Source organism: Chitinophaga sp. W3I9, from assembly GCF_050434025.1.
Taxonomy (GTDB): domain Bacteria; phylum Bacteroidota; class Bacteroidia; order Chitinophagales; family Chitinophagaceae; genus Chitinophaga.
Genome location: NZ_JBNPWC010000001.1, coordinates 932,801 through 958,665, shown reverse-complemented (window position 1 = coordinate 958,665; position 25,865 = coordinate 932,801). Strand labels below are relative to the sequence as shown.

Genomic DNA, 25,865 nt, shown 5'->3' with positions numbered 1-25,865 from the left:
TACTCCCATTTCTTGATAAAGATATAGTATGAACAAACTTACTTCGTTAAAAACAGCTATACTCCTTGCAGTAGGCGCCGTGCTTGTACTGGCGTCCTGCAGGAAAAATGACTACTACCTGGATGGTGGCCTCTCACAGCAATCCGAAGCCGAAAAGAACATGCCCTTATACGATTTCCTGAAAAGCAGGTCCAACCACATGTTCGACTCCCTGGTTAAAATCATTGACCTCACAGATGCCAAGTCGATCGTAAACCAATCCAACATCACTTTTTTCGCAGCGCCTAACAACGCCGTGATGCGGCTGCAAATGAACTTCAACCCCGACGATCGGCAGGCCTTGAGACCATTGGAAAACATCGGGAAAGATACCTTGCTGAAATTACTCGGCAGGTTCCTCATCCCCAATGTAAAAATAACGCTGGAACAAGCCTTAAAAGATAAATCGAAATACTATAGAGCCCTCAACGGCGACAGTCTGTTCATTTATGGCAGGGGAGGCGGTGTAAGTGCCGGCAGTTCTTTACAAACATCCGCGTTCTATGTAGAGTATGAGCATCTAAAAATACCGGGTATCGACTCTATCAAATATACCGGTGGTATCCAAACACACAACATGATTACTGCCAATGCAGTAGTACATGTATTAACCTACGGCTCCAGTTTCGCTGCCGGATTGAAGCAGAAATATTTCAGATAATCCTAACTATTTTTTATCATGAAAATATCAATAAAAATAACGTGCATACTATGGCTGGCTGTCACTCTGTTCGCTATATCATGCACCAAAGACAGCAGCGACGGCTTTTTAAGTCCGGCGCTGAAATATACCAATCCTTCCATTAAAGTAGCCGTAGGCGCGTCGCTGATTCAATCCGGAGCCATGGTAACCGATGAATCCACCAAGCCGCTGGAATTCACCATCGACGGCATTTACACGGAGGATGGCAAGCGCGCCGATAAAGTATTGGGCTACAAAGTAGATACCTACTTCTGGCAGGCGGAATACACCGGGAAAGAAAAAACGGTGCAGGAACTGGATACCAAACGTCAAAAGGTAAACCGCCCGGCCATAGACATCAACCCGGAGAATGGCAACATTGTGATCTACCCCGAAGCCACCGATTCTTTACTGCTCACTAAAGGGAAATATACCATAGATGTGAAAGTAAAGAACAGCTCCGGTGAAAGGGTGATAAAAGCTGCGCTGACAATAGACGTGAGCTACGCTTTGCCCTATACCTACCGGTTCTCCGGCATCGACGGTAAACTCACCGGCATTGATGTAACATTTGAACGGCAGGTAAATACCGGCAACAAAATACTGGTGTACGTATTGAAAAAAGATGGCTCCGCAGTTGACCCGAAATTATTATTCGGATACGATTATTCCAGTACCCCCGGCGTAACAGATTTAAAAGACTGGCATAACCTGGGCCTGAACAATCCTACCAAATACACGGAATTCCCGGATCACCTGGAACTCGAAATAGCGGGGTTTCCGCTGCCTTTCGTAGCAGGGCAGGTGCTGAGAATTGATATGTATAACAACGGTGAAATCAATGGCGACTATTTCAATTATTGGTTTGATATGTCTATTCTGAAAGAAGGGATTTGGAAGGTGACGATTAAGCTGAAGTATAATTAAGGCTTTTATATAAAGTGGGCTGATCAGGAAGCGAAATACTTTCGGGTCAGCCCATTTCATTTTATGACGCTTCGTTGCTGGAATAATTGATGGCTTACTTTGTCTTTAGCTTATCTACCAGGTCTTTAAAATATTGGGGACTCCAAATATCAAGTGCAGAAGCATCCGGTATAAACCTTACAATATCTTCCCGGATACGATCAAAGGAAACAGCATCGATTTTTGTTTTTAATAATTCGATCAATTGATCTTGTGTAATGGTGTCTTCCATCCAATCACCGGTATCCTGCGCGCGAAGCAGAAAGTGATGCAAGTCGAGCACTATTCCCTTCTTGATATACCATTCGAGATCATACCAATCCCTACCTTTTACCCGCGTTCCCCATTTGCGAAAGAGCAATGCATGCATTTTTCCTGCAAAGAGATTCGGCAACGTAAAGCATTTCACATAAAAGGAAAACGGTCGTAATAGAAGCTTCTCTTCTGTTTCAAAACCGAGAGGAGGCTCACGATCTATTTCTATTTTAATCCTTATACTTGGAGAAGCTTGTACCCCTGCCTGTGGTATAATTCCGTCAAGGATCAGCTCTTTCCAAACGGTCTCGGATTTTAAAAATGCGGAGTCTATATTGGTTTGATTAGTTTTCTTTTTCTCTCTAATGCTTACTTTCATTCCAATAGCCTCAAACTCCTTAATGATCCCTTCAAAATATGCCTCAAGAGAAAAGTCCGGGTTCACTTCAAGCAGAGAAAAATCCAGGTCTTCAGAGAACCTGTTTAGACCGTAAAATATTCTGAGAGCTGTACCACCATAAAAAGCTGCTTTCTCAAAAAAGCCTGTTCTTTGTAAACCTGCCAGGGCAACTTCCTGCATGATTTCCCGCAATGCGGATTCCGCTTGTTCTTTATTTTGAGGATTATATTCCTGAATCCATTCCTTGATCATAAGCTCTTGATTGTTTTTACCAGCATAGATAAGCTTTCTTTCTTGGGAGCATCCTTGATCCAGGAACTAATGGCACCCAGGTCAAGTTCGCGCAATTTCTCGTCATCTATTCTTAGATCATCAACTAAATATTCCCGTGCTTGCCTGGAGCTGCGTAGAATTATACCAGATGTTGTAATTATTTTATCACAAATCGCTTTTTCCGGAGAGGCGATTAAAGCAACCTGTTTGGGAGTAAGTTGAACACTTTTAATCCCAAAGGAGTAATAAGGTAACGGGGCATTTATGTAACTAAATCTACCAATTGAAGTTTTATACATCTTCGATATTTTGGTAGTAAGGGAACTAATCTCAAATACCTTTTCGGGAATCAATCCCCAGTATGAAAGGGCGGCATCCATGGATACATAGCTTGGCCCCCAGAGATGATTGGCTATCAGAAAAGGTTCAGGCTTGGCAATATTGATTTTAGGTCCGGTCACATACAGCCCTTTCTTTATGCTTGTTAACTCTCCTTTTTTGATCAACTCATTTATTTTATCGTTTGGTCGCTTAAAATCCTTTAGCAGATCCATCATGATTTGCCTGGTGAGTGGCTCTTCCGCGTATTCATATACGGCATCCCTGAAACTCATATTGTAAGAATTTGATGCAAAAATCGGATTATTTCCGATTATACGCTAAAAAATTAACAATATTATGTCAAAAAAGTCGCTGGCAAGCCGGAAACTAACCGATTTACTCGTAAAAAATTTACATAAATTACTATTCATTGCCAGCAGGTAGGTATGCCTTTGAACATAAATGTGAGAGACCAGTTTGAAGAAAAAGTGAAAGCAATATTTGAAAAAATCTTGACTAATCTTGAACGAACCAACAACTGTCTTTCCTTCGCGATTGACTTCTGCCAATGTTACAACAGGACAATTAGACAAGCTATTCAGATTAATGGCAATAAATTGATTCAATCTTCTTATAATTGGAGTGAGCAAAAAGTGGGTTTGGTAAATTGATAAAAAGGACAAAAAAAATAGCTAGTGTTATGCCAATACCGGACTATCAAACAATAATGTTGCCTCTATTGAAGCAGTTATCTGATCGAAAAGAATACTTGTTTAAGGATGTAATAGCTTTACTAGGCAAACAATTCAAGTTAACTGAGGAAGAAATGAGTGAACTTCTTCCCAGCGGTCAATCCCTATTGTTTGCGAACCGGGTTGGTTGGGCGAGAACTTATTTGAAAAAAGCAGGTTTGTTAGACTCTCCTAGAAGAGGAGTAGTTTGTATAACCGAGCGGGGCTTACAGGTATTAAAAGGAAATCCGAAGAAGATCGACAACAATTTACTCAAACAATTTCCTGAGTTTGTAGAGTTCCAGAACATAAAAAAAGAAGAATCTGGATCATTGGAGCAGCTCGATACTACTCAAGTAGAAAAACAAACTCCCGAAGAAACAATCGATCTTGCCTACCAAAGTATACGCCAATCCCTGGCACAGGAACTTATCGATACAGTTCGTCGATTAAGTCCGGCTTTCTTTGAGCGTTTGGTTGTGGAATTATTGGTAAAAATGGGTTATGGTGGTTCTATGAAGGACGCTGGAAAAGCGATTGGGAAAACTGGCGATGAAGGGATTGATGGGACCATTAAAGAAGATAAATTAGGGCTGGATATTATCTATATTCAGGCAAAGAGATGGCAAGCAGGCAACATTGTCGGCAGGCCGGAGTTGCACAAGTTTGTTGGGGCTTTAGCCGGGCAGGGAGCGAAGAAAGGGATCTTTATCACCACTTCATCTTTTTCAAAGGATGCACTTAACTATGCCCCTAAAAACGAAACAAAGATTGTATTGATAGATGGCGTGCAACTAGCACAATTAATGATTGATTATAATCTTGGCGTATCGGTACAGAGATCTTATGATATTAAACGTCTGGACAATGATTATTTTGAAGAATAATCAACTTGATCCGGTAAGCATCTCAACCTCCACTTCTATAAACGAAAGAAGCCTTACTTAGTAAGGCTTCTTTTTCTTCGCTCCCCCTTCTGGACTTGAACCAGAGACCCTCTGATTAACAGTCAGATGCTCTAACCAACTGAGCTAAGGAGGAGTGTTTCCCGTATCGTTTGCACGATTTGGGATTGCAAAAATAGGTAAATTTTCATTTTTGCAAAATCTTATTTCATTTTTTTTAGAAAAAAATTAGAAACCGGCCGCCATAGCGGGTTAAACAATCCTATTTTTTCACTGCCACCAGCAGCCTTTCCCCTAAAGCGCCCGCCCGTGTCGCCTTGCGGATAAATGGCAAATCCAGTTTGCTCACATAAAAATGCGGGAACGACCGGATCACTGTGCAGGTATATCCCTGCTGTTGCAGGGAAGTCACGGCATCGGGAGTAGTAAAAACGAGTGCAGTAGCGGAATCAGGACGTAACACCGGCGCCTGCAAATAAAAGTCGAAGGCATAGGAATTTGCCTGATACAGGCCGATGCTTTTACCGGGAAGATGAGCATTAGCATAGGCTGCTGCTGTACTTCCGCTTTGGTATTGCATCATATCGGGATATAAAATAGTGTTCAGGTAAAGGTTCAGCAGAATACTGATGGAAATGGTGCGGTAAAATACGGCCTGCCGGGTAGATTTATCCAGCCAGTAGTGCAGCAGCAGGTAAAGCAGGAGCAGGGCGGCGGCCAGCAGCAGCCACGCATAATGCATAGCCGGCTTGTACAGAAGGTCGATTACTACGCCTGCAACGGCTATCAGGATGATGATAGTATACTGTGTAACCCGGAAAAATTTCAGCCCTTTTTCTGTTTGCAGCGATAAAATATAATGGGCGGTAAGGATGGCAAAAAACGGAAAGATGATGTTCAGGTAGTGCGGCAGCTGGAAACGGGAGAGTGAAAACAATGCAAAAGTGGCCAGGGCTGCGCAAATGCAGTAGTATTCCTTTTGCTGTTTCCATTTTTTTATGAAGATGATGATCGCTGCGTACAGCATCACCGACCAGGGAAGGAAAGCCCACAGGAGTGTATGAAAAAAGAAGAATGGATCGCCGGAACCCTTGATGGGACCGGTGTTCATAAAGCGCCCGAACTGGCTGTCCCAGAAGAAAAAGCGGATGCCTGATACGCTGGTAGCGCCGAATACAATTTTCTCCGGGTGCTGGTCGAATTGCTGGTACAGGGCATACAGCTCCGGTGTAATGAAAAGCGCTATCAGTACTACTGCCAGCGCCCAACGCCAGTGAAACAGCTCTTTCCAGTTGCGTGTAAACAGTAAATGACCGCCAATAGCAGCGCAAACCGGCACCAGGGCGAACAACCCCTTCGTCATGATGGCAAAGGCCGTAAAAAGGGCGCCCAGGAGGATGCCACGGCGGTAGAAATGATACACTGCCGCAATAATCAGCCCCGTGAGATAAGGCTCTGCTCGTACATCATTGTTGGATATAACAAGATGTTCGGCCGTAAGTAAGATACACACGGCCCAGCGGGCTATTTTTTCATCATATAAATGAAGTGCAAAACGGTAAGTGTACCAGGCGCCCATCAGCAAAAAAAGGATGGCGGGCAATTTATACGACCAGGTGTGAATACCAAAAAGCTGGAAGCTGATAACGGCCATCCAGAAAGGGAAGTGGGGCTTGTCGAGCCAGTCATGACCATCGGCATAAAGATTCCAGTAGTCGTGTTTAATCACCATGGTTTTGGCGATGCCGGCATACAGCGCGCCGTCGGGTTCCAGGATGGGTACAAAAAGGGCACTAAACTGCAATAGTATCAGCATAGCGGTGATGAGCAGCCATACTTGTTTTTCAGAGAGAACAAATGAGCGTGTAACAGTTGTAGTCAGCATAACGAAAAGTTACAGGCATATACCGGTTACTTCAAATACGACGATCACTCTTAACAAAAAGATAATTATTTTACCAGAACCAGCCGCTTTTCTCCATGCCCAGCCAGGGCCCGTCTTCACGCTGCTCTATGGGATACGTTTTCAGGTAATATCCTTCCCCGCTGCTATTGTACCCATTTTTAAGACTGAACTTATAACGGTGCAGCGGGCATACCACATTACCGGCGGCATCTATCACTCCATCGGCCATAATGCCACCGGCATGCGGACATTTATATGCAAAGGCAAAAAGCTGCCCCTGGTGCAGGGTGCAGCAAATTTTTTTGCCATTTACCTCCATTACACTGATCTCTTTCTCTGCAAAGGGCAAACGGCCTTCTTCTAATTTATACCAGGAATATTCTTTGGCCATTAGTAGAAGAATTCGGTTTTATACGGGAAGCGCTCCTTGTACAATTGGGTTACCTTGTCCAGAATGGTTTTGCGCAGTTCCTCGATGTTCCTTTTTTCCAATGCGGAAATGAATACACAATTCCCCTGGGTTTTTGTTTCCCAGTCCTGTTTCAGAGTGTTCAGGATATCCTGTTTGATTTCCGGCTCCAGCCATTTATCAAAGGTGTTGGCCTCGTACAGGTCCATCTTGTTAAAGATCATGATGGTGGGCTTCTCAAACGCTTTCAGTTCCTGCAGCGTGCGGTTCACCACTTCAATCTGCTCTTCATACTGCGGATGGGAAATATCTACCACATGGATCAGGATATCGCTCTCGCGTACCTCATCCAGCGTGGATTTGAAGCTTTCCACCAGGTGGTGGGGCAGTTTACGGATAAATCCTACCGTATCGCTGAGCAGGAAAGGCGTTTGATCGAATACTACCTTACGGGTGGTGGTATCCAGGGTAGCAAACAGTTTGTTTTCTGCAAACACCTCACTTTTGCTGAGCAGGTTCATGAGGGTGCTTTTGCCAACGTTGGTATACCCCACCAGCGCCACACGGATAAATTCGCCGCGTTCCTTACGCTGGGTAAGGGATTGGCGGTCGATATCCTCCAGGCGTTTACGCAGCAGCGATATTTTATCTTTTACAATACGGCGATCCGTTTCAATTTCTGTTTCACCAGGCCCCCTGCTGCCGATACCGCCTCCCTGTCTTTCCAGGTGACTCCACATACCGCGCAAACGTGGCAGGATATACTGGTACTGCGCGCCAGCTCTACCTGCACCCTTGCCTGCGCCGTGCGGGCACGGTGGGCGAAGATATCCAGGATCAGGTCACTACGGTCGATCACTTTTACTTTCAGCACCTTTTCAATATTGGCGATCTGTGAGCCGGTAAGCTCATCATCAAATATAACCAGTGATATATCCCTGCCTGCAATAAACTGCTGGATTTCTTCCAGCTTACCTTTCCCTACAAAGGTGGCCCTGTCGGGATGCGCCAGCCGCTGGGTAAAGCGCTTAACAGCCGTAGCTCCCGCAGTTTCCGCCAGGAACATCAGCTCATCCAGAAACTCATTCACCTGGCGCTCTGTCTGGTCTTTGGTAATAACACCAACTATGACGGCTCTTTCCTCTTTTTGTACTACTTGTTTTTTCTCAATCAAGTTATTTCAGAATTTGAAGCAAATTTACAGAGAATTTAATCGCTACGCCATTTCTTCCTACATTTACCCGATCCAAAACAACCTTTCGATATCATGTTTAAACCTTTTTTACTGACAGGACTATTAATATCAACTATGGCAGTAGCCCAGGATAAGATGACACCCGAATTGCTATGGCAACTTGGACGGGTGAGTGGAGAGGCGTTGAGTGCTGACGGCAAAACCGTTATCTATGGCGTATCTCAGATCAATATGGCAGAGAACAAAAGCGAGAAGAACCTCTATGCGATCCCGCTGGCAGGCGGCGCCGCAAAGCAACTCACGCAAACACCCGGCGCAGAAGGAGATGTAGCCGTATTACCCGGCAACAAAATTGGTTTCTCCCTCAAAGGACAGTGGTATGAAATGAATGCCGATGGATCTGACCCGGTGCAAAAAACCAACGTGGACGGCGGAATGCAGAACATCCGCATTTCTCCCGACGGGAAGCATATTTTGTTTTCGAAAGAAGTAAAAATAAAGAAGATATCCGGCAGCGACCACTACGCGGATCTTCCGAAATCCAATGTGCAGATCTACGATAACCTGAACTACCGCCACTGGGATACCTGGGAAGATGGCAATTTCTCCCACGTTTTTTATGCCACTTACAATAATGGCGAAGTAGGCACGCCCGTAGATATTATGGCGGAAGAACCACACGATTGCCCGCAAATGCCCTCCGGTGGCCCTGAAGATATGATCTGGAGCCACGACGGGAAAAGTGTAATTTATGTTTGTAAGAAAAAATTCGGAAAAGATTACGCCATCAGCACCAATACGGATATCTACGAATATAACCTGGATACCAAAGCCACCCGCAATCTCTCCGAAGGAATGATGGGCTACGATGTGGCGCCCACCTTCAGCCAGGACGGCAAATACCTCACCTGGTTAAGCATGGCCCGCGATGGCTATGAAGCAGATAAAAATGATGTAATCATCATGGATCGCGCTACCGGCGTTATCACCAACCTTACCAGGGGCTGGGATGGCACCGCTGCTTCTTCTCGCTTCAGCAACGACGGTAAAAAGATATATTTCCTGGCCGTAATAAAAGGCACAGAACAGCTGCTGGAAATTGCCCTGCAGAAAAATATCGCCCAAACAACGGAAAAGCATATACGCCAGGTAACCACCGGCGACTTCGATATCAACGATATGCTGGCACAATCCGGTAACACCCTGGTTGTGTCCCGCACAGATATGAACCATGCAGCGGAACTGTTTACTGTGGACCTGCAGAAAGGCGCCGTTACCCCGCTTACCAGCGTAAACAAAGCCGCTTACGATAAAATAGGCATGTGCAAAATTGAAAAGCGCTGGGTAAAAACCACGGACGGTAAGGATATGCTTACCTGGGTGATCTTCCCGCCGGATTTTGATCCTGCTAAAAAATATCCGACCCTGCTGTATTGCCAGGGCGGACCGCAATCGGCCGTATCGCAGTTTTACTCCTACCGCTGGAATTTCCAGCTGATGGCATCCCAGGGTTACATCGTGGTGGCCCCCAACAGAAGAGGGATGCCGGGTCACGGCGTAGAATGGAATGCATCTATCAGTAAGGACTGGGGCGGGCAACCGATCAAAGATTACCTGAGCGCTATTGATGATGTGAGCAAGGAAAGTTATGTGGACAAAGCCCGCTTAGGCGCTGTAGGCGCCAGTTACGGCGGCTACTCCGTATACATGCTGGCAGGGGTACACGAAAACCGCTTCAAAAGCTTTATCGCCCACGATGGCTTATTCGACCTGAAAAGCTGGTACGGTACTACCGAAGAACTGTGGTTTGCCAACTGGGATATCGGCGCTTACTGGGACCCCGCCAATGCCAATGGCTACAAACATTTCAACCCAAGTGAATACGCCAATAAATGGAATACACCTATTCTGATCATCCAGGGTGGTATCGACTTCCGCGTTCCTATTGAACAGGGCCTGCAGGCCTTCCAGCTGGCGCAGCTGAAAGGCATTAAAAGCAAGCTGCTGTACTTCCCGGAAGAAAACCACTGGGTGCTGAAACCGCAGAACGCCATCGTATGGCAGCGCGAGTTCTTCAACTGGCTGAAAGAAACCCTGTAAATCACTTATTAACCATATTATCATGGCTGCTTTATTACTGGATATTCAGGATGGTATTGCCACCATCACGTTAAACAGGCCTGAAGTATACAATGCGTTTAATGATCCGCTCAGCTATGAGCTACAGGACGCATTAAAGAAAGCAGAAAAAGATCCGGCAGTGAGGGTGGTAGTGTTAACAGGCGCCGGCAAGGCTTTCAGCAGTGGACAGGACCTCAAGGCTTCTATGGAGTCGGGAAAGCGCGACCTGAGCGAATCGCTGCGCAAACGCTATAACCCGATTATACGCGCTATCCGCAATATGCCCAAGCCGGTTATCTGCCGGCTTAATGGCATGGCGGCCGGCGCCGGATGTTCCATTGCACTGGCCTGCGATGTGATCATTGCCAGCGAGGAAGCTACTATGATAGAAATTTTTGTAAACATCGCCCTGGTACTGGATTCCGGCTCCTCGTATTTCCTGCCCCGTACCGTGGGCTACCACCGGGCGTTTGAACTGGCCACCAAAGCCAGTAAAATCAGCGCGGCGGAAGCATTAAAACTGGGCCTGGTAAACAAAGTGGTGCCTGCTGCCGAACTGGATGCCGCCGTACAGGCGGAAACCGCTTACTACGCTGCCGCACCTACGAAAGCCATTGCACTCATGAAAAAAATGCTCACCAAAGGCATGACGGAAAACCTCGATGAAGTACTCGAGTATGAAGCATATTGCCAGGAAATTGCCGGCAACTCTGCCGATAACGCGGAGGGGATCCAGGCTTTCCTTGAAAAAAGAAAGCCTGTATTCAAAGGTGAGTAACCGGTAAAAGATAAGAGATCGCTCTGATTATCTCCCAATAAAAAACGGCCCAGGTGTTAAACCCAGGCCGTTTTCTTTATATAAAAGCCCGGAGGCTGTTACAATCCGCTTAAACAAATACCGATCTGGTAAGGTCTGATATCCAGGTTATTGCTGGCGTTGTCTTTCAGCATTGGATTCAGGGGAATATGCGCCAAACAAGGCAAAGTTACCATAACCTACGCGGGCAGTTGCCGCAAAGCGCCATGGGTTAAAGAATCCCCTGTTGGCATCTTTATCAATATCCTTGCTGCCATTGGCGCCGGTATATTTTACTTTGGTATGAGCATCCACCAGGGCGCCTACTTTTACACCAATTGCCGCTTTGAAGCCTTTATTGGCGTTGTCCGGCACACTGCGATACCTTAATTCAATAGGAATTTCCAGGTAAGTGGTCGCTACTTTATTCTTTTTAGCCGAAGAAGTAGGGAAAGATACCTGGTTAGGATTCAGCTTTCCCTGGATATCCATCGTATGATCTTTCAGGTAAACACCGCTGGTGCTGATACCTAACCCTGCTGCCATACTCAGTTTGGATTTCTTGAACGGGAAGTCGTACATCAGGGCAATATTAAAACCCCTGTTAAGGCCGCTCTTAATACTGTCAGGCGCACCCGCCCAGCCATCGTATGACAACTGTACCATTAAAAAGTCGTTGGAATGGGTAACCTTATTAACCGCCTTATTCATCGGTGAGCCACCATCCTGTGCAAAAACTCCAATAGAAACAGCTATCAGACCCAGGGTAAAAATTATTTTCTTCATATAATATACATACTTAGGAAAAAGAATATTAGGCAAATATAATGGAATGATTGTAAAGACAATCCGTTAAAGTATTGCTAAAACATTCACCCGGTCCTACATTCGCACGCCGAAAGTAACAGAAAAAGAAATATTGACCACCATAATCTTTTCCTGGTCCATACGTTGGATTGAACAAGATGAACAACAATATTGCCGCAAAATATCCTATTTTGAATAAATAATCCATCACCAACCTCATAACCCCTGCCAATGCTATTAAAGAGCCGTTGAAAAACTTCGCATGAAAAAAATTGTGAATACAGTGCTGGTACTTATCCTGGCAGTATTTATGGCGCTCATGGGCTTTGTTTATTATGCCTGGATCGTTAAAAACAGGAGCAGGAGCGCAGCTGAAGACATAATACAAACCAACCTGCTGATAGATAAGGTAAGATCCGTAGCCATGCTGGATAACAACTATACCAACAGCATCCGCGACATGCTGCTGAGGGGACAATCCACCATACCCGCCGCCAATTATGCCCTGCCAGACAGCATGCTGCACGTCCTGAAGTCTGTTGCCGCCAGCATGCCCGGTGATACGCTCTCTCAAAAAATACTGGATAATTTCAGTACCCTTCTCCAACAAAAAATCGGTTATCATCAACGGATACTGGCAATAGCAGCCACTCAACCAGCACTGGCCAGGCAACTGATAACCGCCCCTGAAAACGCCCGGTTCCGGGAAAACGTAAGAGCCGCCGTGAATAGTTTCCTGCAGGAAAACCGGCGGAAACTGATTGTACGGATCGATAAAGACAATCGCTATACCCTGTACTCCTTCTGGACTACCATTATCATCAGCCTGTTCACCCTGGTGCTGCTGCTGGGCGAATCGCGGTACTTATACCGGATGTTCAGGAAACTGAAGCAGAAAACCAACCAGCTGCATAAACGGGAACAATCCTTCCTGCGACTGGCGGAAGAAACAGAACTAATCCTCTATAAAGCCCGGCTGGATGGCACCTTCACTTACGTAAGCAAAGGGGCCACCGAAATGACCGGCTACAGCAATACAGAACTGGTAGGCAAACATTACTCCCTGTTCCTGGAAGAAGATACCTGGAAACGGCTCGAAGCTTTTTACACCAACCAGGTGAAAACAAGCGACGACTATACCTCCCAGGAATTTGAAATCATTACCAAATCAGGCGCAAAAAAATGGGTGGAACAAATGGTCGCACTGGTGTATGACGAAGATGGCCGCGTAAAGGAATTTCAATGCGTTGTAAGGGATATTGATAAGAAAAAAAGGAACGAAGACCAGGTAATGTATCTCCAGGAACGGTTGGACGCTATCCTCGACTTTATGCCATCCATGATGTTCATAAAAGATATGCCAGGGAAATACCTGCTCGTAAATAACCGGTTTACCGAAATACACGGCGCAGATAAAAAAAATATTATCGGCAAAACAGATGCAGAGCTGCCATACGACTGGGTGCAACGCTATACCAGCCTGGATCGCGAGGTAAGAGCAACAGGCGCCAGGATAAAATCAGAACAGACCTTTGCCGTGAACGATAAGACCTATCACTTTCTCATTACTAAATTCCCGCTCCGGAATGCAGAAGGTGAAATGATCGGTATCTGCGGCATAGGACAGGACTTCACCGAAAAAAACAACTATATCGCTGCCATTGAAAATGCAAACAACCTTGCACAGGAGGCCGTCAGCGCGCAGGAAATGTTCCTCGCCAATATGAGCCACGAAATTCGTACCCCCATGAACGGTATCATCGGCATGACCAACCTCCTGATGCAGCAAAGCCAGTTATCTACCATACAAATGGAGTATACCGGCGCCATCAAAACATCCGCCAACCGCCTGCTGGTGATCATCAACGAAATCCTCGACTTCTCAAAAATAAAAGCCGGCAAACTATTGCTCCTACATGAACCGATGGATATTTACGAAGTAATAGACAATGCCCTCTTTCCCCTGAAACTACAGGCACAACAAAAGGAACTATTGTTTTTTGATGAGATAGATACCGCCATACCACCCTGTCTTTTAGGAGATGAAGTGCGTCTTAACCAGATCCTGACCAACCTCGTGGAAAACGCTATTAAATTTACTCCCGCCGGAAAGGTAACCGTGAAAGTATCCCTGGTGGAGGAAGATAAAGAACAATCCACACTCCGGCTGGGCTTTGAAATAACGGATACCGGCATAGGCATAGATCCGGAACAACATGAACTGATCTTTAAAAGCTTCTCCCAAACACATGCTAACAATGCCCGCAAATTTGGCGGTACCGGCCTGGGATTAGCCATCACCAAAGAACTCATTACCCTTCAACATGGATTCATCCGGGTAAACAGCCACCTGAATGAAGGTGCTACTTTCTATTTTGAACTGCCGTTCACCCGCAATAACAAAGCAATGACCAGTAAAAATGAAAAAGGCCCCCTGCACCAGGCGGAAAAACCACTGCAGGGAAAAACGATATTGGTGGTAGAAGACGACGACATCAATCAACAGGTGGTATTTCATACGCTGCGAAATGCCGGCGCTAGAACAGACGTGGTTAACAGCGGGAAATCGGCCCTTGAAATGCTGGACTGCAAAACGTACGATTGCATCATTATGGATATACAGATGCCGGGAATGGATGGCTACCAGACCAGTCAGGCCATCCGCCGGAAAGGCATCCGGACTTATATGATTGCCATGACCGCCTCCGCACTGAAAGGAGAAAAGGAACGCTGCCTGGCCGCCGGGATGAACGAATATGTGTCCAAACCATTTGATCGTTCCGACCTGTTTCAGAAAATCCTGAAAGGACTCGGGGAACAAGTGCCGGAATCAGCCACTGACAAAGAAAAAACCACTGAAATGCCCAACAGCGAACTAAACTTATCCGCCGCATACGGCATGATGTCCGGCGAAAAAGAACATGTAAAAATAATGCTGGAGGAACTGCTGGATAGCATCCCGCGAAAGCTTTCAGAGATGCACCAGCTGCTGGCAGAAAAAAACTGGCAACCACTTTATATGCTGGCGCACCAGATGAAATTTAACCTGAACATGGTTGGCATGCAATATGCATCAGATATAGCCTTATCTGTTGAGAGAGATGCCCGGCTGGAGGAAAACCTCGACAGCATTCCCGCCAGGCTGGAGGAACTTACTACCTTCTATTATCAGCATGTGCCCCTGGTAAAAGCGCACATTGAACACCCCTGACAACGTTATGCTTCGGGTAAGGTGAAATAAAACTGGCTGCCTTTCCCTTCCTCGCTATTTACGCCAATAATACCGCCCTGGGCTTCGATAAACTCCTTTGAAATGGCCAGTCCGAGGCCGTTTCCCTGGCCTTTCATCCCAGGCACCTGGAAAAATCTTTCAAAAATTTTACCCCGGAAAGCTTCCGGGATACCTTTCCCGTAGTCCTGTACCACAAACGATACCATCTCTGTTCCGGTAGGCGTTACCGTTAGTTTTATGGCAGCACCATGAGCAGAGTAGCGGATTGCATTGGTTAAGAGGTTCACCAGCACCCAGGCGGTTTTCTCCACGTCTGCCAATACTTTTGGCAAGGTGTCCGGCACCTGTGTGCGGATAGTGATTTCGCGTTGGGCAGCCTGTTTCTGCACCGTATCCATGGCGTATTGTACAATACTCATAGCAGTAACCGGTTGCGGCTGTAATTGTATATTGCCGCTTTCTACCTGCGACAGATCCAGCAATTCACTCACAATTTTTATCATGCGCCGGTTGTCCTGTTTCAGGCTGTCGACCAGTTCTTTTTGTTCAGCACTAAGTACCCCTGTCCGTTCATCTTCCAGCAGTTTAATACTGAAATCAGAGGCCGCCAGCGGCGTTTTCAGCTCATGGGAAATGGTGGCAATAAAATGTGTTTTGGCAATATCCTGTTCTTTGAAAGTGGTAATATTCCGGAGGATCACTACATAGCCTATACGATTTTCCTCATGCCTGATATTTGTTGTTTCCCGCGTGAAGAAACATTCTTTTCCATCCACCACTATTTTTAGCGGCGCATTTTCCTTTGTATTCACGAGGAAACGCAGCAGGTCGTTGCGTTTGGATATTTCTTCCGCCGGCTGCCCGATCAGATCCTTCTCGGGTATGTTCAGCAATTGCAGGGCAGGGGTGTTGGCAAACAGGATCACATTATTTACATCAAAACCAATGGTGGCATCTTTCAGGCTGCTGATCACGGCTTCCGCGCGTTGCTTTTCAAATACAATGCGCGCCAGGTTACTGTGCTCGTATTCATCCAGCCGCTGGGCCATGGTATTGAAGGCTGTAGCCAGATCGCCAAACTCGTCGCCGGATTTAAAGTAGAGTCTTTTGCCGTATTGTTTATTGGCAATGTCTTTAATCCCTTGGGTAAGCGCACCAATAGGATTGGCAATGTACCCGGGAAAATTATACACAAAAGTAAAGCCCAGTACAAAGCAAAGCCCGCTGATGATGGCAATGTAAAGCAGTGCATTGTCTGCGGTTTTCTTTACCCTTTCATTTTTTCCTACGATAGCCGCCATATTGAGATCCATGATGGTGTAGATATTTTTCTTTATGGCGCCTGTTTCTACTGTGGAATCTTTTTGCAATAGTTCAAAAATGCGGGTTACTGCTGCCGTTGCATCTTTCTCGCCTCTTTCTGTTACGTTGGCCTGTTGCTTTTTGAGATTATCGGAAAAAGTTTGTATCGCAGCAGCACGATGAACCGGCAGATCTTCCAAAGCTACCAGCATATTTTTCGAATACTCCAGTGATTCATAGTTATCCTTGAGAATAAACTTCGCCTTTTCGTTCAGGCGGTTCAGATAGTAATAGCCCAGTATGCTCACCACCAGCAGCATGATGTACAGGAACAATACCCCAAGCGTAATCTTTGTTTTTAATCTGAACGTATTCATGATAATATGATAATGTCGATATCGTTGGAAGAAAGCGTTTTCAACAACTGGTTAAACAGATTGGTGCGCAAAATGATACGAAAAAGACTGATATGCGGTTTTCCCATACAAATAGTGGTAACATGTTTTTCCAATGCAATGTTAATGATAGCTTCCGATACATTAGCGTTATGTTCCTGGATAACTTCCGCACCGAGTTCTGTAGCCAGTTTCAGGTTATTAATAAGATGACGTTGGGCAGCGAGCGCGATTTTGTCGGCACTTTCGCCAGGGGTTTGCACATACAATACAAACCAATCGGCGTGATAATAGGCCGCCAGCCGCGCTGTTTTCCGTATTACTTTCCGGGCCACTTCATCGTTGGTAGAAATGCATGCCAGGAAGCTTTCATGGCGCATCTGTAAGTTACGCGGGATCTGGATCTCTACTTTCCGCTCCACCTGCGTGGTTACTTCTTTCAGTGCCAGCTCACGTAGTTGCAGGATTTTATCTGCCTGAAAAAAATTGCCCAGGGCGCTCTCCACTTTAGAGCGATCATAAATTTTACCTTCTTTCAAACGGGTGATCAACTCATCGGCGGTGAGGTCGATGTTCACCACTTCATCGGCCATTTGCAGCACCAGATCAGGAACGCGCTCCTGTACTTCCACACCGGTTATGGATTTCACCTCCTGGTTAATGCTTTCGATGTGTTGTATGTTCACGGCAGAAATAACATTGATCCCTGCATTCAGGAGGTCCACCACATCCTGCCAGCGCTTTTCATTTTTGGAGCCGGGGATATTGCTGTGTGCCAGTTCATCCACCACTACCCAGTCGGGCGACAGGAGCAGGATGGTGGAAAGATCCATTTCTTCCAGCATTTTCCCTTTGTAAAATACCTGCCTGCGGGGAATTTGCGGTAATCCATCCAGCAGGGCATGCGTTTCCGCACGCCCATGTGTTTCGATGTAACCAATCTGGATATTCACCCCATTTCTTAACATGGCATGCGCTTCCTGCAACATACGGTACGTTTTTCCTACGCCGGCGCTCATACCGATGTAGATCTTAAACTTCCCCCTGCCGGCGCGGTTAGCCAGGTTAAGAAATTGCTGTACGGAGTGTTCTTTATCTGTCATTATTTATTTAGTTAGAACCATACGGCCAGTGATGCGGTAATCGCTGTATTCGTGTTCTTCAATTCTGTTCCTTTTATAAATGTGTTGTCTTTTCCGTTAAACGTTCTGCCTTCCAGCCGGAACATCACGTTATTCACCGGGGTAAAATCCAGGTTAAGTGAATAGCCGGTGGTTTGGAAGCCATCCGGTGTACCGGTGCTGATGATAACGCCGTTCTTATCATTATACTGCTCTACGCGTCCCGCCATCGCAAATTTATCTGTAAAGGCGTACCGGGCAATTACAACAGGACTGTACCAGCTATTGAAGTTGGATGATCCTTTAGTTTTTTGCTGTAATCCATAGTCGAATCCTGCGATGACACTGAATTTATCCGTTATGCTAAAGGTACCATAAACATTATTAAAGTAGCGCATCTGGCGTACACTATCCGGGAGATCATTACCGATATAAGTGCTCCAGTTGAGCAATATTTTTGTTGTTGGCTTAAAGGTGATTTGTGTACCAAAAGCAGGGGTTTGGTTGCCATCCACTTTTTTAATCCTTTGCCATCCGTTCAGGTACATAGCGGCAAACGACCATTTGTCGTTGGGCGTCCAGGTTACTTTGGCGCCGGCTTCATAATAGGGGGAGTTCTCTGCGAGGATGCTCCGGGTAAGCGTAGGGCAATCTTTTCCGATGGCGCTTTCAAAACCGATGTGTGCGGGCATTACTCCTGCATCGATCCAAACGTTCTTGCCTATACGGATACCGACGTTTGCCTCGTATACATACTGCATCAGGGTGGGTTCTGCTGCCAGGTTGTATTGGGGATAGGTGCCGGCCATCAGCCCTACGTTGGCACGGATACGGTCCGATGTGTAGTTAACTTTTACCATCGCCAGGTTGAGGTTTAATTCATTGTGGCGATTGTAGTTATACAGGAACCCAGGCTTAGTATGATTGGCCGGGTTGTTCAGGTCGTAACTGTAATATGCCTCTGCATAGCCGGAAAAGGTTACTTTTCCTTTCTCTTTCTCTTGTGCCGGTGCGTCCTGCGCAAACATAGTAATAGCAACTGCCAGAGCGCCGGCCAGTAATAAAAGTTTCTTCATTTTAAATATATAGGTTCGTGTTGGTAGATCACTGGTAACCTGCTGCGACAGGCCACCAGTTAAAAGGTTGTTCACAGGACATTCAGAGGTAAGGAATAATAGAACTGCGCGCTACTTCATATCGTCGAGCGCTATGTTTAATTTTAACACATTAACAGTAGATAGTCCAAACAGTCCCATCAAGGGGCCTTTGGTATTGGCATCGATCAGTTGTTGCAGTTTGTCCGCAGGAATGCCTCTTAGTTTCGCCACACGCGGCACTTGTACATAAGCCGCAGCGGGAGTGAGGTGCGGGTCTAAACCGCTGGCAGAAGCGGTGACCAGTTCTGCGGGGATGTTTTCTTTTTTTACATCCGGGTTGTGTACCATGAAAGAATCAATTCTTTCCTGTACCGTTTTCAGGTAATCCGGGTTACCCGCTGCTTTATTGGACCCACCGGAACCGGCGGCGTTATAATCAACCGTAGAAGGACGGGGCTGGAAATACTTATCATCACTGAATTTCTGCGCAATGTTTTCATAGCCCACTACTTTTCCGTTATGCATTACTTTGATACCATCGCCTTTTCCGGGAGCCATTTTAGCCACGCCGGCAATGAACAGCGGATATATTCCTCCCAATAATACCACCAGTAACAGTGTGAGTTTTACAGAAGGCCAAAGATATTTTTTCATCTCTTTAAAAATTTATCAGTTTACAATTACATAAAAAGCGCTATCAGCATATCAATCAGTTTGATACCGATGAAAGGCGCTACAATACCGCCAACACCGTAGATCAGCAGGTTGCGGCGAAGCAATGCGCTGGCGCCGATAGGCTTATAGGCCACGCCGCGAAGGGCCAGCGGTATCAGCATCGGGATAATGATGGCGTTGAAAATAACCGCACTCAGGATCGCTGTTTCGGGGCTGTGCAGTTTCATGATGTTGATGCCCTGCAAGGCTGGTATGGAAGCCACAAACAGCGCGGGCACAATAGCAAAATATTTTGCCACGTCGTTGGCGATGGAGAAAGTGGTAAGGGTACCGCGCGTCATTAACAGCTGCTTCCCGATTTCCACAATTTCAATCAGCTTGGTAGGGTCATTATCGAGATCCACCATGTTACCGGCCTCTTTTGCAGCCTGGGTACCGCTATTCATGGCCACGCCTACATCTGCCTGTGCCAGGGCGGGCGCATCGTTGGTACCATCGCCCATCATGGCTACGAGGCGGCCCTCGTTTTGCTCTTTGCGGATATAGCTCATTTTATCTTCCGGTTTGGCTTCGGCGATGAAGTCGTCCACACCGGCTTTGGTGGCAATATATTTAGCTGTAAGCGGGTTATCACCGGTTACCATCACCGTTTTCACGCCCATTTTACGCAGGCGGTCGAAACGCTCGCTGATACCCGGCTTAATAATATCCTGCAATTCAATAACGCCCTGCACCTTGCTGTTGAGCGCTACTACCAGCGGCGTACCGCCGTCGTTGGAAATAGATTCTACTTTTGCGAGTGTTTCCGCGGGGAAAGAAAATCCTTCTTTTTCAGCGAGCCGCCTGATGGCATCATAGGCGCCTTTGCGGATACGGCTACCATCGGGTAGATCGATGCCGCTGCTGCGGGTTTCGGCGGTGAACTTCACCAGGCTGGCGCCACTCACCGATAATTTACTCACCACATCTTTGCCCGCCAGTTCCACGATGGATTTACCTTCCGGTGTTTCATCCGATAAAGAGCTGAGTGCGCAGAGGCGGATAAAATCCGCCGTGGGTATACCATTGGTAGCGTAGAAGTTAGTGGCCTTGCGGTTACCGATGGTGATGGTACCGGTTTTATCCAGCAACAGCACATCAATATCGCCGGCAGTTTCCACGGCTTTCCCTGATTTGGTGATTACGTTGGCCCGCAGGGCGCGGTCCATTCCCGCAATACCGATAGCCGATAATAAACCACCGATGGTAGTAGGGATGAGGCATACAAACAGGGAGATGAAGGCCGCAATGGTGATCGGTGTTTGTGCGTAGTCGGCAAATGGTTTCAGCGTTACGCATACAATGATAAATACCAGGGTGAAGCTGGCCAGCAGGATGGTGAGCGCAATTTCATTCGGTGTTTTCTGCCTGCTGGCGCCTTCTACGAGGGCTATCATTTTATCCAGGAAAGATTCACCGGGCTCAGTGCTTACCCGTACTTTAATATGATCGGACAATACCTTGGTACCGCCTACCACACTGGATTTATCACCGCCGCGCTTCCCGGATAACCGGTGCACTTTCACCGGTGATGGCAGATTCGTCGATGCTGGCCAGGCCCTGTACTATTTCGCCATCGGCGGGAATAACATCGCCTGGCTCACATACGAAGATGTCGCCTTTACGCAGGGAAGAAGAGGATATGATTTTGATTTCGTTGGTAAAGATTTCACCTACCAACTCTACTTTCTTTGCTGGTGTTTCTTCTCTTGTTTTACGTAAACTTTCGGCCTGTGCTTTACCACGCGCTTCCGCAATGGCTTCGGCGAAGTTGGCAAACAACACGGTAAGGAAGAGTACTATAAAGATGGCGACATTATACGCCGCACTGCCCTGTTCCTTATTGCCGGTAAAGAGTGCATACAGCGCTACTATCAGCATTACGGCAGTACCTATTTCCACGGTGAACATCACCGGGTTTTTGATCATTAATTTCGGATTCAGTTTTACGAAAGACTGCTTCAGGCTCTCCATCACCAATTCTTTCGGAAACAATTTATTATCATGCTTCATGGTAGTCAGTCATTAAAAAAATTAGAGGGAAAAATACTCTGCGATCGGACCCAGTGCCAGCGCCGGGAAATAAGACAAGGCAGTAAGGATCACGATCACCGCGAAGGTCATGGCGCCAAAAGTGAGTGAATCTGTTTTCAGCGTACCGGCGGATTCAGGTATATATTTTTTCGAAGCCATCAAACCTGCAATGGCCACTGGTCCTATGATAGGCAGGAATCTGCCGAGGATCAGTATAAAGCCGGTAGATACATTCCAGAAAACGTTTCCATCTCCCAAACCTTCAAAACCGGAACCGTTGTTAGCATTGGCAGAAGTATATTCGTACAGCATTTCGGAGAAGCCGTGATAGCCGGGGTTATTTAACCAGGCCGATGGCTTCACTGCCCAGTTGGCATCCGGATGGTGCGACAATACCCATGATGATAAAGCAGTGCCCGCCAGTATCAGGAACGGCGACAACAGCGTAATAATAGCGGCGATCTTTACTTCCCGCGCTTCCAGCTTATGCCCCATAAATTCAGGCGTACGGCCTACCATAAGTCCGGATATAAACACCGCGATAACAATAAAGATGTAATAGTTGAGGATCCCCACGCCACAACCGCCATAGAAGCAGTTCAGCATCATCCCCAGCAGTTGCATTAAACCTGTCATAGGCATGGTGCTATCGTGCCAGCCGCATACGGAACCAGTAGAAATAATAGTGGTTACTGTACTCCAGTACCCTGTGGCGGCGGCTCCAAACCGCACCTCCTTTCCTTCCATGGTCCCGGTAGCCTGCTGGATACCCATGTGGGCAATGGCAGGATTACCAGCCATTTCCTGCTGCATGGAAGGAATCAGCAGGCATATCATACCGATGGTCATGATCCCGAAGATGACCATCGCAAATTTTTTCCGTTGAATAAACATCCCCAGTGCAAATACCATTGCGATGGGAATGAGTACCTGCGCCACCATTTCTGTCATCCAGGTAACGTAGTTGGGATTTTCCAGCGGGTGTGCGGAGTTGGCGCCAAACCATCCACCGCCATTGGTGCCGAGGTGCTTGATCGCCACAAACCCTGCTACCGGGCCATGAGACACATTCACGGTGTCGCCCTGCATGGTAACAATAGCCTCTTTGCCGGCGTAACTGGCAGGCATGCCATTGAAAACAAAGATCAGTGCAATTACGATGCTTATTGGCAGCAGGATGCGGGTGATTGTTTTCAAGAAAATATCCCAGAAGTTCCCCAGCTTAGTGGTTGTTTTTTCTTTCATGGCTTTGAACACCACGATCAGCGCTGCAATACCGGTAGCGGCGCTCACAAACTGCAGGAAGGCCAGTACAAATAATTGGGTGAAATAAGTAACGCCTGTTTCACCGGAATAGTGCTGCAGGTTACAGTTTACCACGAAGCTGATGGCGGTATTAAACGCCAGGTCGGCCGACTGGCCGGGGTTTCCATCCGGGTTCAGTGGCAGCTTGTCCTGGAAGAACAGCGCAAAAAAGGCATATACAAACCATACCAGATTGATGGTCAGTAATGCCTTCAAATGCTCTTTCCAGTTCATTTCCTCATTAGGATTGATACCGGAAATTTTAAAAAAGAGGCGTTCCAGCGGCGCCATAAAATCGGACCAGGTACGATCGCCCCTGAATACCTTAACAATGTACCTCGACAAGGGCCAGGCCAATAAAAGCGTGATGCCGTAGGTGGCGATTACGCCTAAGATTTCTGTTGTCATTTAAATAAGCTTTTTTGCGTATAGGCGTGGGAGTAATATCTCCAATCAGAATTTTTCAGGTTTTAACAGTACATAGATCATGTAGCCGAAAACGAAAAGTGACAAAACAAATAATGCAGTCATGATAACAAGTGTTTTAGTTAGATCTTTTCGAAATAGTCGACCGATTTAAAGAATACGGCGAAGCAGGCCAATCCTGCCAGCACCAGGAGAATAGTCATCATCATAAAAGTGTTTAAATAGCTATAGTTTGTAAATGCTGAATCCTTACGTTCTTCAGTGATATAGGAAGCAGTTCCTTATGCTTTCCGCAGAGCAGGGGAGAGAGGGTATACATAAACGCGCTTTCGATGGCGTTACGCAGGGCATTGCTTCCATTGTGATACAATACAGCGGCCACGTTAAAACAACGTTTCACCTCATGAAGTTGCTCACTCCGGATCATCCTGCCGGTATAATCAGCAAAAGTGTGGATCACCTTACTGATGGAACTCTTTGCAGGTTGATGCTGTTCTGCGGGAAATGTTAACCCCGGAATCTGTAAACCTATCAGTTGAGAGATTTTTGAATCTGGTAGCATATGAATCAATTGTTTTGATACAAATGAGGTAATGCCAGCGGAGTGCCATCATTGGGAATGAATGCTTCAAAAGGGAATAAGCAGTTATTAATCAGGGTATTAAATAATTTTCAGGGGAGACAGGGAGAAGATATTCATTGGCCAAACCATGCAAAAATGGTAGGGTGTATGCAAAAATGAAAGAGTTTTGATATCTTTAATTTATATACCATATAACCCAATCCCTTACCTAAACCATGTGTATAAATGGATGAACTAAACGAAGAAGCTCCCAGAAATGGTTGTCATAATTGTTCCAACCCCGAAATAGAACCCGGATATCAAGCACCACTTTGCCGGGACTGCAGGAAAAAGTTGAGCCGTTACCCTGTACTAACCAGTGTAAAACTTGCCGCCGCAGGAGTACTTCTGCTTTTTTTAATTTCGGGCTATAACTTCCCAAAGTATTTTAAAGCAGGCGTTATCTATGAAAAGGCGATAAAAGCAGAAGCGACTCATCATTATGTAACGGAAAAAAGATTGTTAGAAAAGGTATTACAGCAGTTCCCCGACAATTTTGAGGCCTGTGAGCATTATATTATAGCCGCTTTCAATAATGTGGAATTAGAAGAAGCAGATAGTGTAATAAGGCTGGTAGCCGGCAGAAAGAATGACAACGTGGAGTTAATTGACAAGACAAACAACATTATAGCAGATTTTCGTTATTATATGATCGCGGATACTGCATTTGCTGCGTCCCTAAGCCGCATACCCATTGACTCGCCTTTGTATGAACAGACATTGGAGAAATATTGCAATAATCATCCTGAAGATGCCTGTGCAAACTATATCCTGGCTAAGCATGCATTCAATAATGATAATTTCTCCCGGGCCGACAGTTTGCTTAATAAGCTGTTAAAAAGCAATCCCGATTTTCAAGTCGCTAAGATCATGCTCTCTCATAGCTACAGGAAAGAGAAAAAATTTGAAAAAGCACTGCAATTGTGTGAAGAGGTACTGCAACAAAATGCAGAATCTTACTATGCACTGGCCAGCTATGCAAAGATTTTGCTGGCGCAACAACGCAATAAAGAAGCGTTGCAAAGGGCGCAACAGGCTTATGAACTGAATCCGCATGAAGTAATGACATTAGGCACGTTGACGCTTGCCAATCATTTTAACGACAATATTAAAGAACGCGACCGGTTACTTAAAGTACTAGTATCCCTGCCAGGAAGCGATTCCAGCAGCATTGCTGATATAACCGGTATCATCAACGGTAAAATCAGTTATCGCTAATCATCTCTCTGATCTTAAAAAATAAAAATAATGTTTGTCCCAGGCATTCTTATTACCACGCTTACGTTTCCAGGTGTTGTTGTGCATGAATTTGCGCATCAGCTTTTTTGCCGGTTGTTTGGTGTTGCTATATTTGAAGTAAAATATTTCCAGGTGGACAATCCCGCTGGATATGTGATCCATGAAATACCGCGTAACCCATTACATCAGCTCATGATCAGCATAGGCCCATTCATTGTAAACAGTCTGCTGGGATTAATTATTGCATTCCCCGCAGCCATCCCGGTAATAACCTTCGAATCGGGTACCGTGTTCGATTATGTGCTGCTTTATCTCGGTATCAGTATTGCCATGCATGCTTTCCCAAGTATTGGCGATGCAAAAAGTATGTGGTCTATTTTATGGCATGGTGAAAGTACGCCGCTGTGGCTGAAAATCATTGCTGTACCGGTAGCTGGCATTATTCTGCTTGGTGCCCTGGGTTCCTTCTTTTGGCTGGATCTTGCTTACGGCATCTTCGTCGCCATTGGATTACCGAAGATCATCATAGCGCTTTGTGCATAAAAAAGGGAGCGATGCAACATCGCTCCCCT

At 46.1% G+C, this 25,865-nt stretch carries 21 protein-coding genes, 1 tRNA gene and 1 pseudogene; 8 read left to right on the top strand and 15 right to left on the bottom strand.

The window, feature by feature from the left end:
• Nucleotides 1–28 precede the first annotated feature (28 nt).
• Both QFZ51_RS04240 and QFZ51_RS04235 read left to right on the top strand, forming a co-directional pair.
• A complete protein-coding gene (locus tag QFZ51_RS04240; protein ID WP_429043504.1) occupies nt 29–700 on the top strand; it encodes a hypothetical protein in 672 nt (223 codons plus the stop codon).
• An 18-nt stretch (nt 701–718) separates the two neighbouring features.
• Nucleotides 719–1,648, top strand: coding sequence for a DUF5007 domain-containing protein (locus QFZ51_RS04235; RefSeq protein ID WP_429043502.1), 930 nt, complete (start codon nt 719–721; stop codon nt 1,646–1,648).
• 94 nt (nt 1,649–1,742) lie between these two features.
• On the opposite strand, the gene QFZ51_RS04230 is transcribed toward QFZ51_RS04235, so the two are convergent.
• Nucleotides 1,743–2,594 (bottom strand): nucleotidyl transferase AbiEii/AbiGii toxin family protein, encoded by an 852-nt coding sequence (locus tag QFZ51_RS04230; RefSeq protein ID WP_370909049.1) that lies wholly within the window; start codon nt 2,592–2,594, stop codon nt 1,743–1,745.
• Nucleotides 2,591–3,229 carry a type IV toxin-antitoxin system AbiEi family antitoxin domain-containing protein gene (locus QFZ51_RS04225; protein ID WP_429043499.1) on the bottom strand — a complete coding sequence of 213 codons (639 nt, stop codon included), beginning with the start codon at nt 3,227–3,229 and terminating at the stop codon, nt 2,591–2,593. Before QFZ51_RS04225 ends, QFZ51_RS04230 begins: the two co-directional genes overlap by 4 nt.
• Before the next feature lie 407 nt (nt 3,230–3,636).
• Here QFZ51_RS04225 and QFZ51_RS04220 point away from each other — a divergent pair, with 407 nt between their 5' ends.
• On the top strand, nt 3,637–4,554 hold the full coding sequence (locus QFZ51_RS04220) for a restriction endonuclease (RefSeq protein ID WP_429043497.1): 918 nt from the start codon (nt 3,637–3,639) through the stop codon (nt 4,552–4,554).
• Between the two features lie 80 nt (nt 4,555–4,634).
• Here the strand turns inward: QFZ51_RS04220 and QFZ51_RS04215 are convergent.
• From QFZ51_RS04215 to QFZ51_RS04195, 5 genes are all read right to left on the bottom strand, one after another.
• Nucleotides 4,635–4,708: transfer RNA gene (locus QFZ51_RS04215), tRNA-Asn, on the bottom strand.
• Between the two features lie 126 nt (nt 4,709–4,834).
• On the bottom strand, nt 4,835–6,457 hold the full coding sequence (locus tag QFZ51_RS04210) for an ArnT family glycosyltransferase (RefSeq protein ID WP_429043494.1): 1,623 nt from the start codon (nt 6,455–6,457) through the stop codon (nt 4,835–4,837).
• A 70-nt stretch (nt 6,458–6,527) separates the two neighbouring features.
• Nucleotides 6,528–6,869, bottom strand: coding sequence for a Rieske (2Fe-2S) protein (locus QFZ51_RS04205; RefSeq protein WP_429043491.1), 342 nt, complete (start codon nt 6,867–6,869; stop codon nt 6,528–6,530).
• On the bottom strand, nt 6,869–7,627 hold the full coding sequence (gene hflX, locus QFZ51_RS04200; RefSeq protein ID WP_429043489.1) for a GTPase HflX: 759 nt from the start codon (nt 7,625–7,627) through the stop codon (nt 6,869–6,871). The genes QFZ51_RS04205 and hflX overlap by 1 nt, the downstream gene beginning before the upstream one ends.
• Nucleotides 7,540–8,061 carry a hypothetical protein gene (locus QFZ51_RS04195; protein WP_429043486.1) on the bottom strand — a complete coding sequence of 174 codons (522 nt, stop codon included), beginning with the start codon at nt 8,059–8,061 and terminating at the stop codon, nt 7,540–7,542. Before QFZ51_RS04195 ends, hflX begins: the two co-directional genes overlap by 88 nt.
• 135 nt (nt 8,062–8,196) lie before the next feature.
• Between QFZ51_RS04195 and QFZ51_RS04190 the strand changes: the two genes are divergently transcribed.
• Both QFZ51_RS04190 and QFZ51_RS04185 read left to right on the top strand, forming a co-directional pair.
• Complete coding sequence (locus QFZ51_RS04190) at nt 8,197–10,182, top strand: prolyl oligopeptidase family serine peptidase (protein WP_429043483.1); 1,986 nt, start codon at nt 8,197–8,199, stop codon at nt 10,180–10,182.
• Nucleotides 10,183–10,204: 22 nt separating this feature from the next.
• Nucleotides 10,205–10,981, top strand: a complete 777-nt coding sequence (locus QFZ51_RS04185; RefSeq protein WP_429043481.1) for an enoyl-CoA hydratase-related protein — start codon at nt 10,205–10,207, stop codon at nt 10,979–10,981.
• Between the two features lie 147 nt (nt 10,982–11,128).
• Here the strand turns inward: QFZ51_RS04185 and QFZ51_RS04180 are convergent, their stop codons facing one another.
• Nucleotides 11,129–11,785, bottom strand: coding sequence for a porin family protein (locus QFZ51_RS04180; protein ID WP_429043479.1), 657 nt, complete (start codon nt 11,783–11,785; stop codon nt 11,129–11,131).
• Nucleotides 11,786–12,068: 283 nt separating this feature from the next.
• On the opposite strand from QFZ51_RS04180, the gene QFZ51_RS04175 reads away from it, so the two are divergent.
• Nucleotides 12,069–15,017, top strand: coding sequence for a PAS domain S-box protein (locus tag QFZ51_RS04175; RefSeq protein WP_429043476.1), 2,949 nt, complete (start codon nt 12,069–12,071; stop codon nt 15,015–15,017).
• A gap of 5 nt (nt 15,018–15,022) precedes the next feature.
• Here QFZ51_RS04175 and QFZ51_RS04170 read toward each other — a convergent pair whose 3' ends face one another.
• The 7 genes and pseudogenes from QFZ51_RS04170 to QFZ51_RS04140 all read right to left on the bottom strand — a co-directional run bounded on the left by QFZ51_RS04170 (nt 15,023) and on the right by QFZ51_RS04140 (nt 23,994).
• On the bottom strand, nt 15,023–16,717 hold the full coding sequence (locus tag QFZ51_RS04170) for an ATP-binding protein (protein ID WP_429043473.1): 1,695 nt from the start codon (nt 16,715–16,717) through the stop codon (nt 15,023–15,025).
• Nucleotides 16,714–17,838 (bottom strand): sensor protein KdpD, encoded by a 1,125-nt coding sequence (locus QFZ51_RS04165; RefSeq protein WP_429043470.1) that lies wholly within the window; start codon nt 17,836–17,838, stop codon nt 16,714–16,716. Before QFZ51_RS04165 ends, QFZ51_RS04170 begins: the two co-directional genes overlap by 4 nt.
• A gap of 11 nt (nt 17,839–17,849) precedes the next feature.
• Entirely contained in the window at nt 17,850–18,932 is a 1,083-nt protein-coding gene (locus QFZ51_RS04160) for a porin (RefSeq protein WP_429043468.1), read from the bottom strand.
• A gap of 111 nt (nt 18,933–19,043) precedes the next feature.
• Nucleotides 19,044–19,607 (bottom strand): potassium-transporting ATPase subunit KdpC, encoded by a 564-nt coding sequence (gene kdpC / locus QFZ51_RS04155; RefSeq protein WP_370909035.1) that lies wholly within the window; start codon nt 19,605–19,607, stop codon nt 19,044–19,046.
• A gap of 26 nt (nt 19,608–19,633) precedes the next feature.
• Nucleotides 19,634–21,680, bottom strand: a pseudogene (gene kdpB / locus QFZ51_RS04150) (potassium-transporting ATPase subunit KdpB).
• Between the two features lie 21 nt (nt 21,681–21,701).
• Nucleotides 21,702–23,414, bottom strand: coding sequence for a potassium-transporting ATPase subunit KdpA (gene kdpA / locus QFZ51_RS04145; RefSeq protein ID WP_429043465.1), 1,713 nt, complete (start codon nt 23,412–23,414; stop codon nt 21,702–21,704).
• Nucleotides 23,415–23,649: 235 nt separating this feature from the next.
• The gene (locus tag QFZ51_RS04140; protein ID WP_429043462.1) at nt 23,650–23,994 is read right to left on the bottom strand and encodes a DUF7674 family protein; all 345 of its coding nucleotides are present in this window, start codon (nt 23,992–23,994) and stop codon (nt 23,650–23,652) included.
• Nucleotides 23,995–24,240: 246 nt separating this feature from the next.
• On the opposite strand from QFZ51_RS04140, the gene QFZ51_RS04135 reads away from it, so the two are divergent.
• A complete protein-coding gene (locus QFZ51_RS04135; RefSeq protein WP_429043460.1) occupies nt 24,241–25,272 on the top strand; it encodes a tetratricopeptide repeat protein in 1,032 nt (343 codons plus the stop codon).
• Between the two features lie 30 nt (nt 25,273–25,302).
• The gene (locus QFZ51_RS04130) at nt 25,303–25,836 is read left to right on the top strand and encodes a DUF3267 domain-containing protein (protein WP_429043457.1); all 534 of its coding nucleotides are present in this window, start codon (nt 25,303–25,305) and stop codon (nt 25,834–25,836) included.
• Nucleotides 25,837–25,865: the final 29 nt, after the last annotated feature.

Coding starts and splice junctions, on each gene's coding strand:
- QFZ51_RS04240 (WP_429043504.1), top strand. CDS start 29: ATGAACAAACTTACTTCGTTAAAAACAGCTATACTCCTTGCAGTAGGC.
- QFZ51_RS04235 (WP_429043502.1), top strand. CDS start 719: ATGAAAATATCAATAAAAATAACGTGCATACTATGGCTGGCTGTCACT.
- QFZ51_RS04230 (WP_370909049.1), bottom strand. CDS start 2,594: ATGATCAAGGAATGGATTCAGGAATATAATCCTCAAAATAAAGAACAA.
- QFZ51_RS04225 (WP_429043499.1), bottom strand. CDS start 3,229: ATGAGTTTCAGGGATGCCGTATATGAATACGCGGAAGAGCCACTCACC.
- QFZ51_RS04220 (WP_429043497.1), top strand. CDS start 3,637: ATGCCAATACCGGACTATCAAACAATAATGTTGCCTCTATTGAAGCAG.
- QFZ51_RS04210 (WP_429043494.1), bottom strand. CDS start 6,457: ATGCTGACTACAACTGTTACACGCTCATTTGTTCTCTCTGAAAAACAA.
- QFZ51_RS04205 (WP_429043491.1), bottom strand. CDS start 6,869: ATGGCCAAAGAATATTCCTGGTATAAATTAGAAGAAGGCCGTTTGCCC.
- hflX (WP_429043489.1), bottom strand. CDS start 7,627: ATGTGGAGTCACCTGGAAAGACAGGGAGGCGGTATCGGCAGCAGGGGG.
- QFZ51_RS04190 (WP_429043483.1), top strand. CDS start 8,197: ATGGCAGTAGCCCAGGATAAGATGACACCCGAATTGCTATGGCAACTT.
- QFZ51_RS04185 (WP_429043481.1), top strand. CDS start 10,205: ATGGCTGCTTTATTACTGGATATTCAGGATGGTATTGCCACCATCACG.
- QFZ51_RS04180 (WP_429043479.1), bottom strand. CDS start 11,785: ATGAAGAAAATAATTTTTACCCTGGGTCTGATAGCTGTTTCTATTGGA.
- QFZ51_RS04175 (WP_429043476.1), top strand. CDS start 12,069: ATGAAAAAAATTGTGAATACAGTGCTGGTACTTATCCTGGCAGTATTT.
- QFZ51_RS04170 (WP_429043473.1), bottom strand. CDS start 16,717: ATGAATACGTTCAGATTAAAAACAAAGATTACGCTTGGGGTATTGTTC.
- QFZ51_RS04165 (WP_429043470.1), bottom strand. CDS start 17,838: ATGACAGATAAAGAACACTCCGTACAGCAATTTCTTAACCTGGCTAAC.
- QFZ51_RS04160 (WP_429043468.1), bottom strand. CDS start 18,932: ATGAAGAAACTTTTATTACTGGCCGGCGCTCTGGCAGTTGCTATTACT.
- kdpC (WP_370909035.1), bottom strand. CDS start 19,607: ATGAAAAAATATCTTTGGCCTTCTGTAAAACTCACACTGTTACTGGTG.
- kdpA (WP_429043465.1), bottom strand. CDS start 23,414: ATGACAACAGAAATCTTAGGCGTAATCGCCACCTACGGCATCACGCTT.
- QFZ51_RS04140 (WP_429043462.1), bottom strand. CDS start 23,994: ATGCTACCAGATTCAAAAATCTCTCAACTGATAGGTTTACAGATTCCG.
- QFZ51_RS04135 (WP_429043460.1), top strand. CDS start 24,241: ATGGATGAACTAAACGAAGAAGCTCCCAGAAATGGTTGTCATAATTGT.
- QFZ51_RS04130 (WP_429043457.1), top strand. CDS start 25,303: ATGTTTGTCCCAGGCATTCTTATTACCACGCTTACGTTTCCAGGTGTT.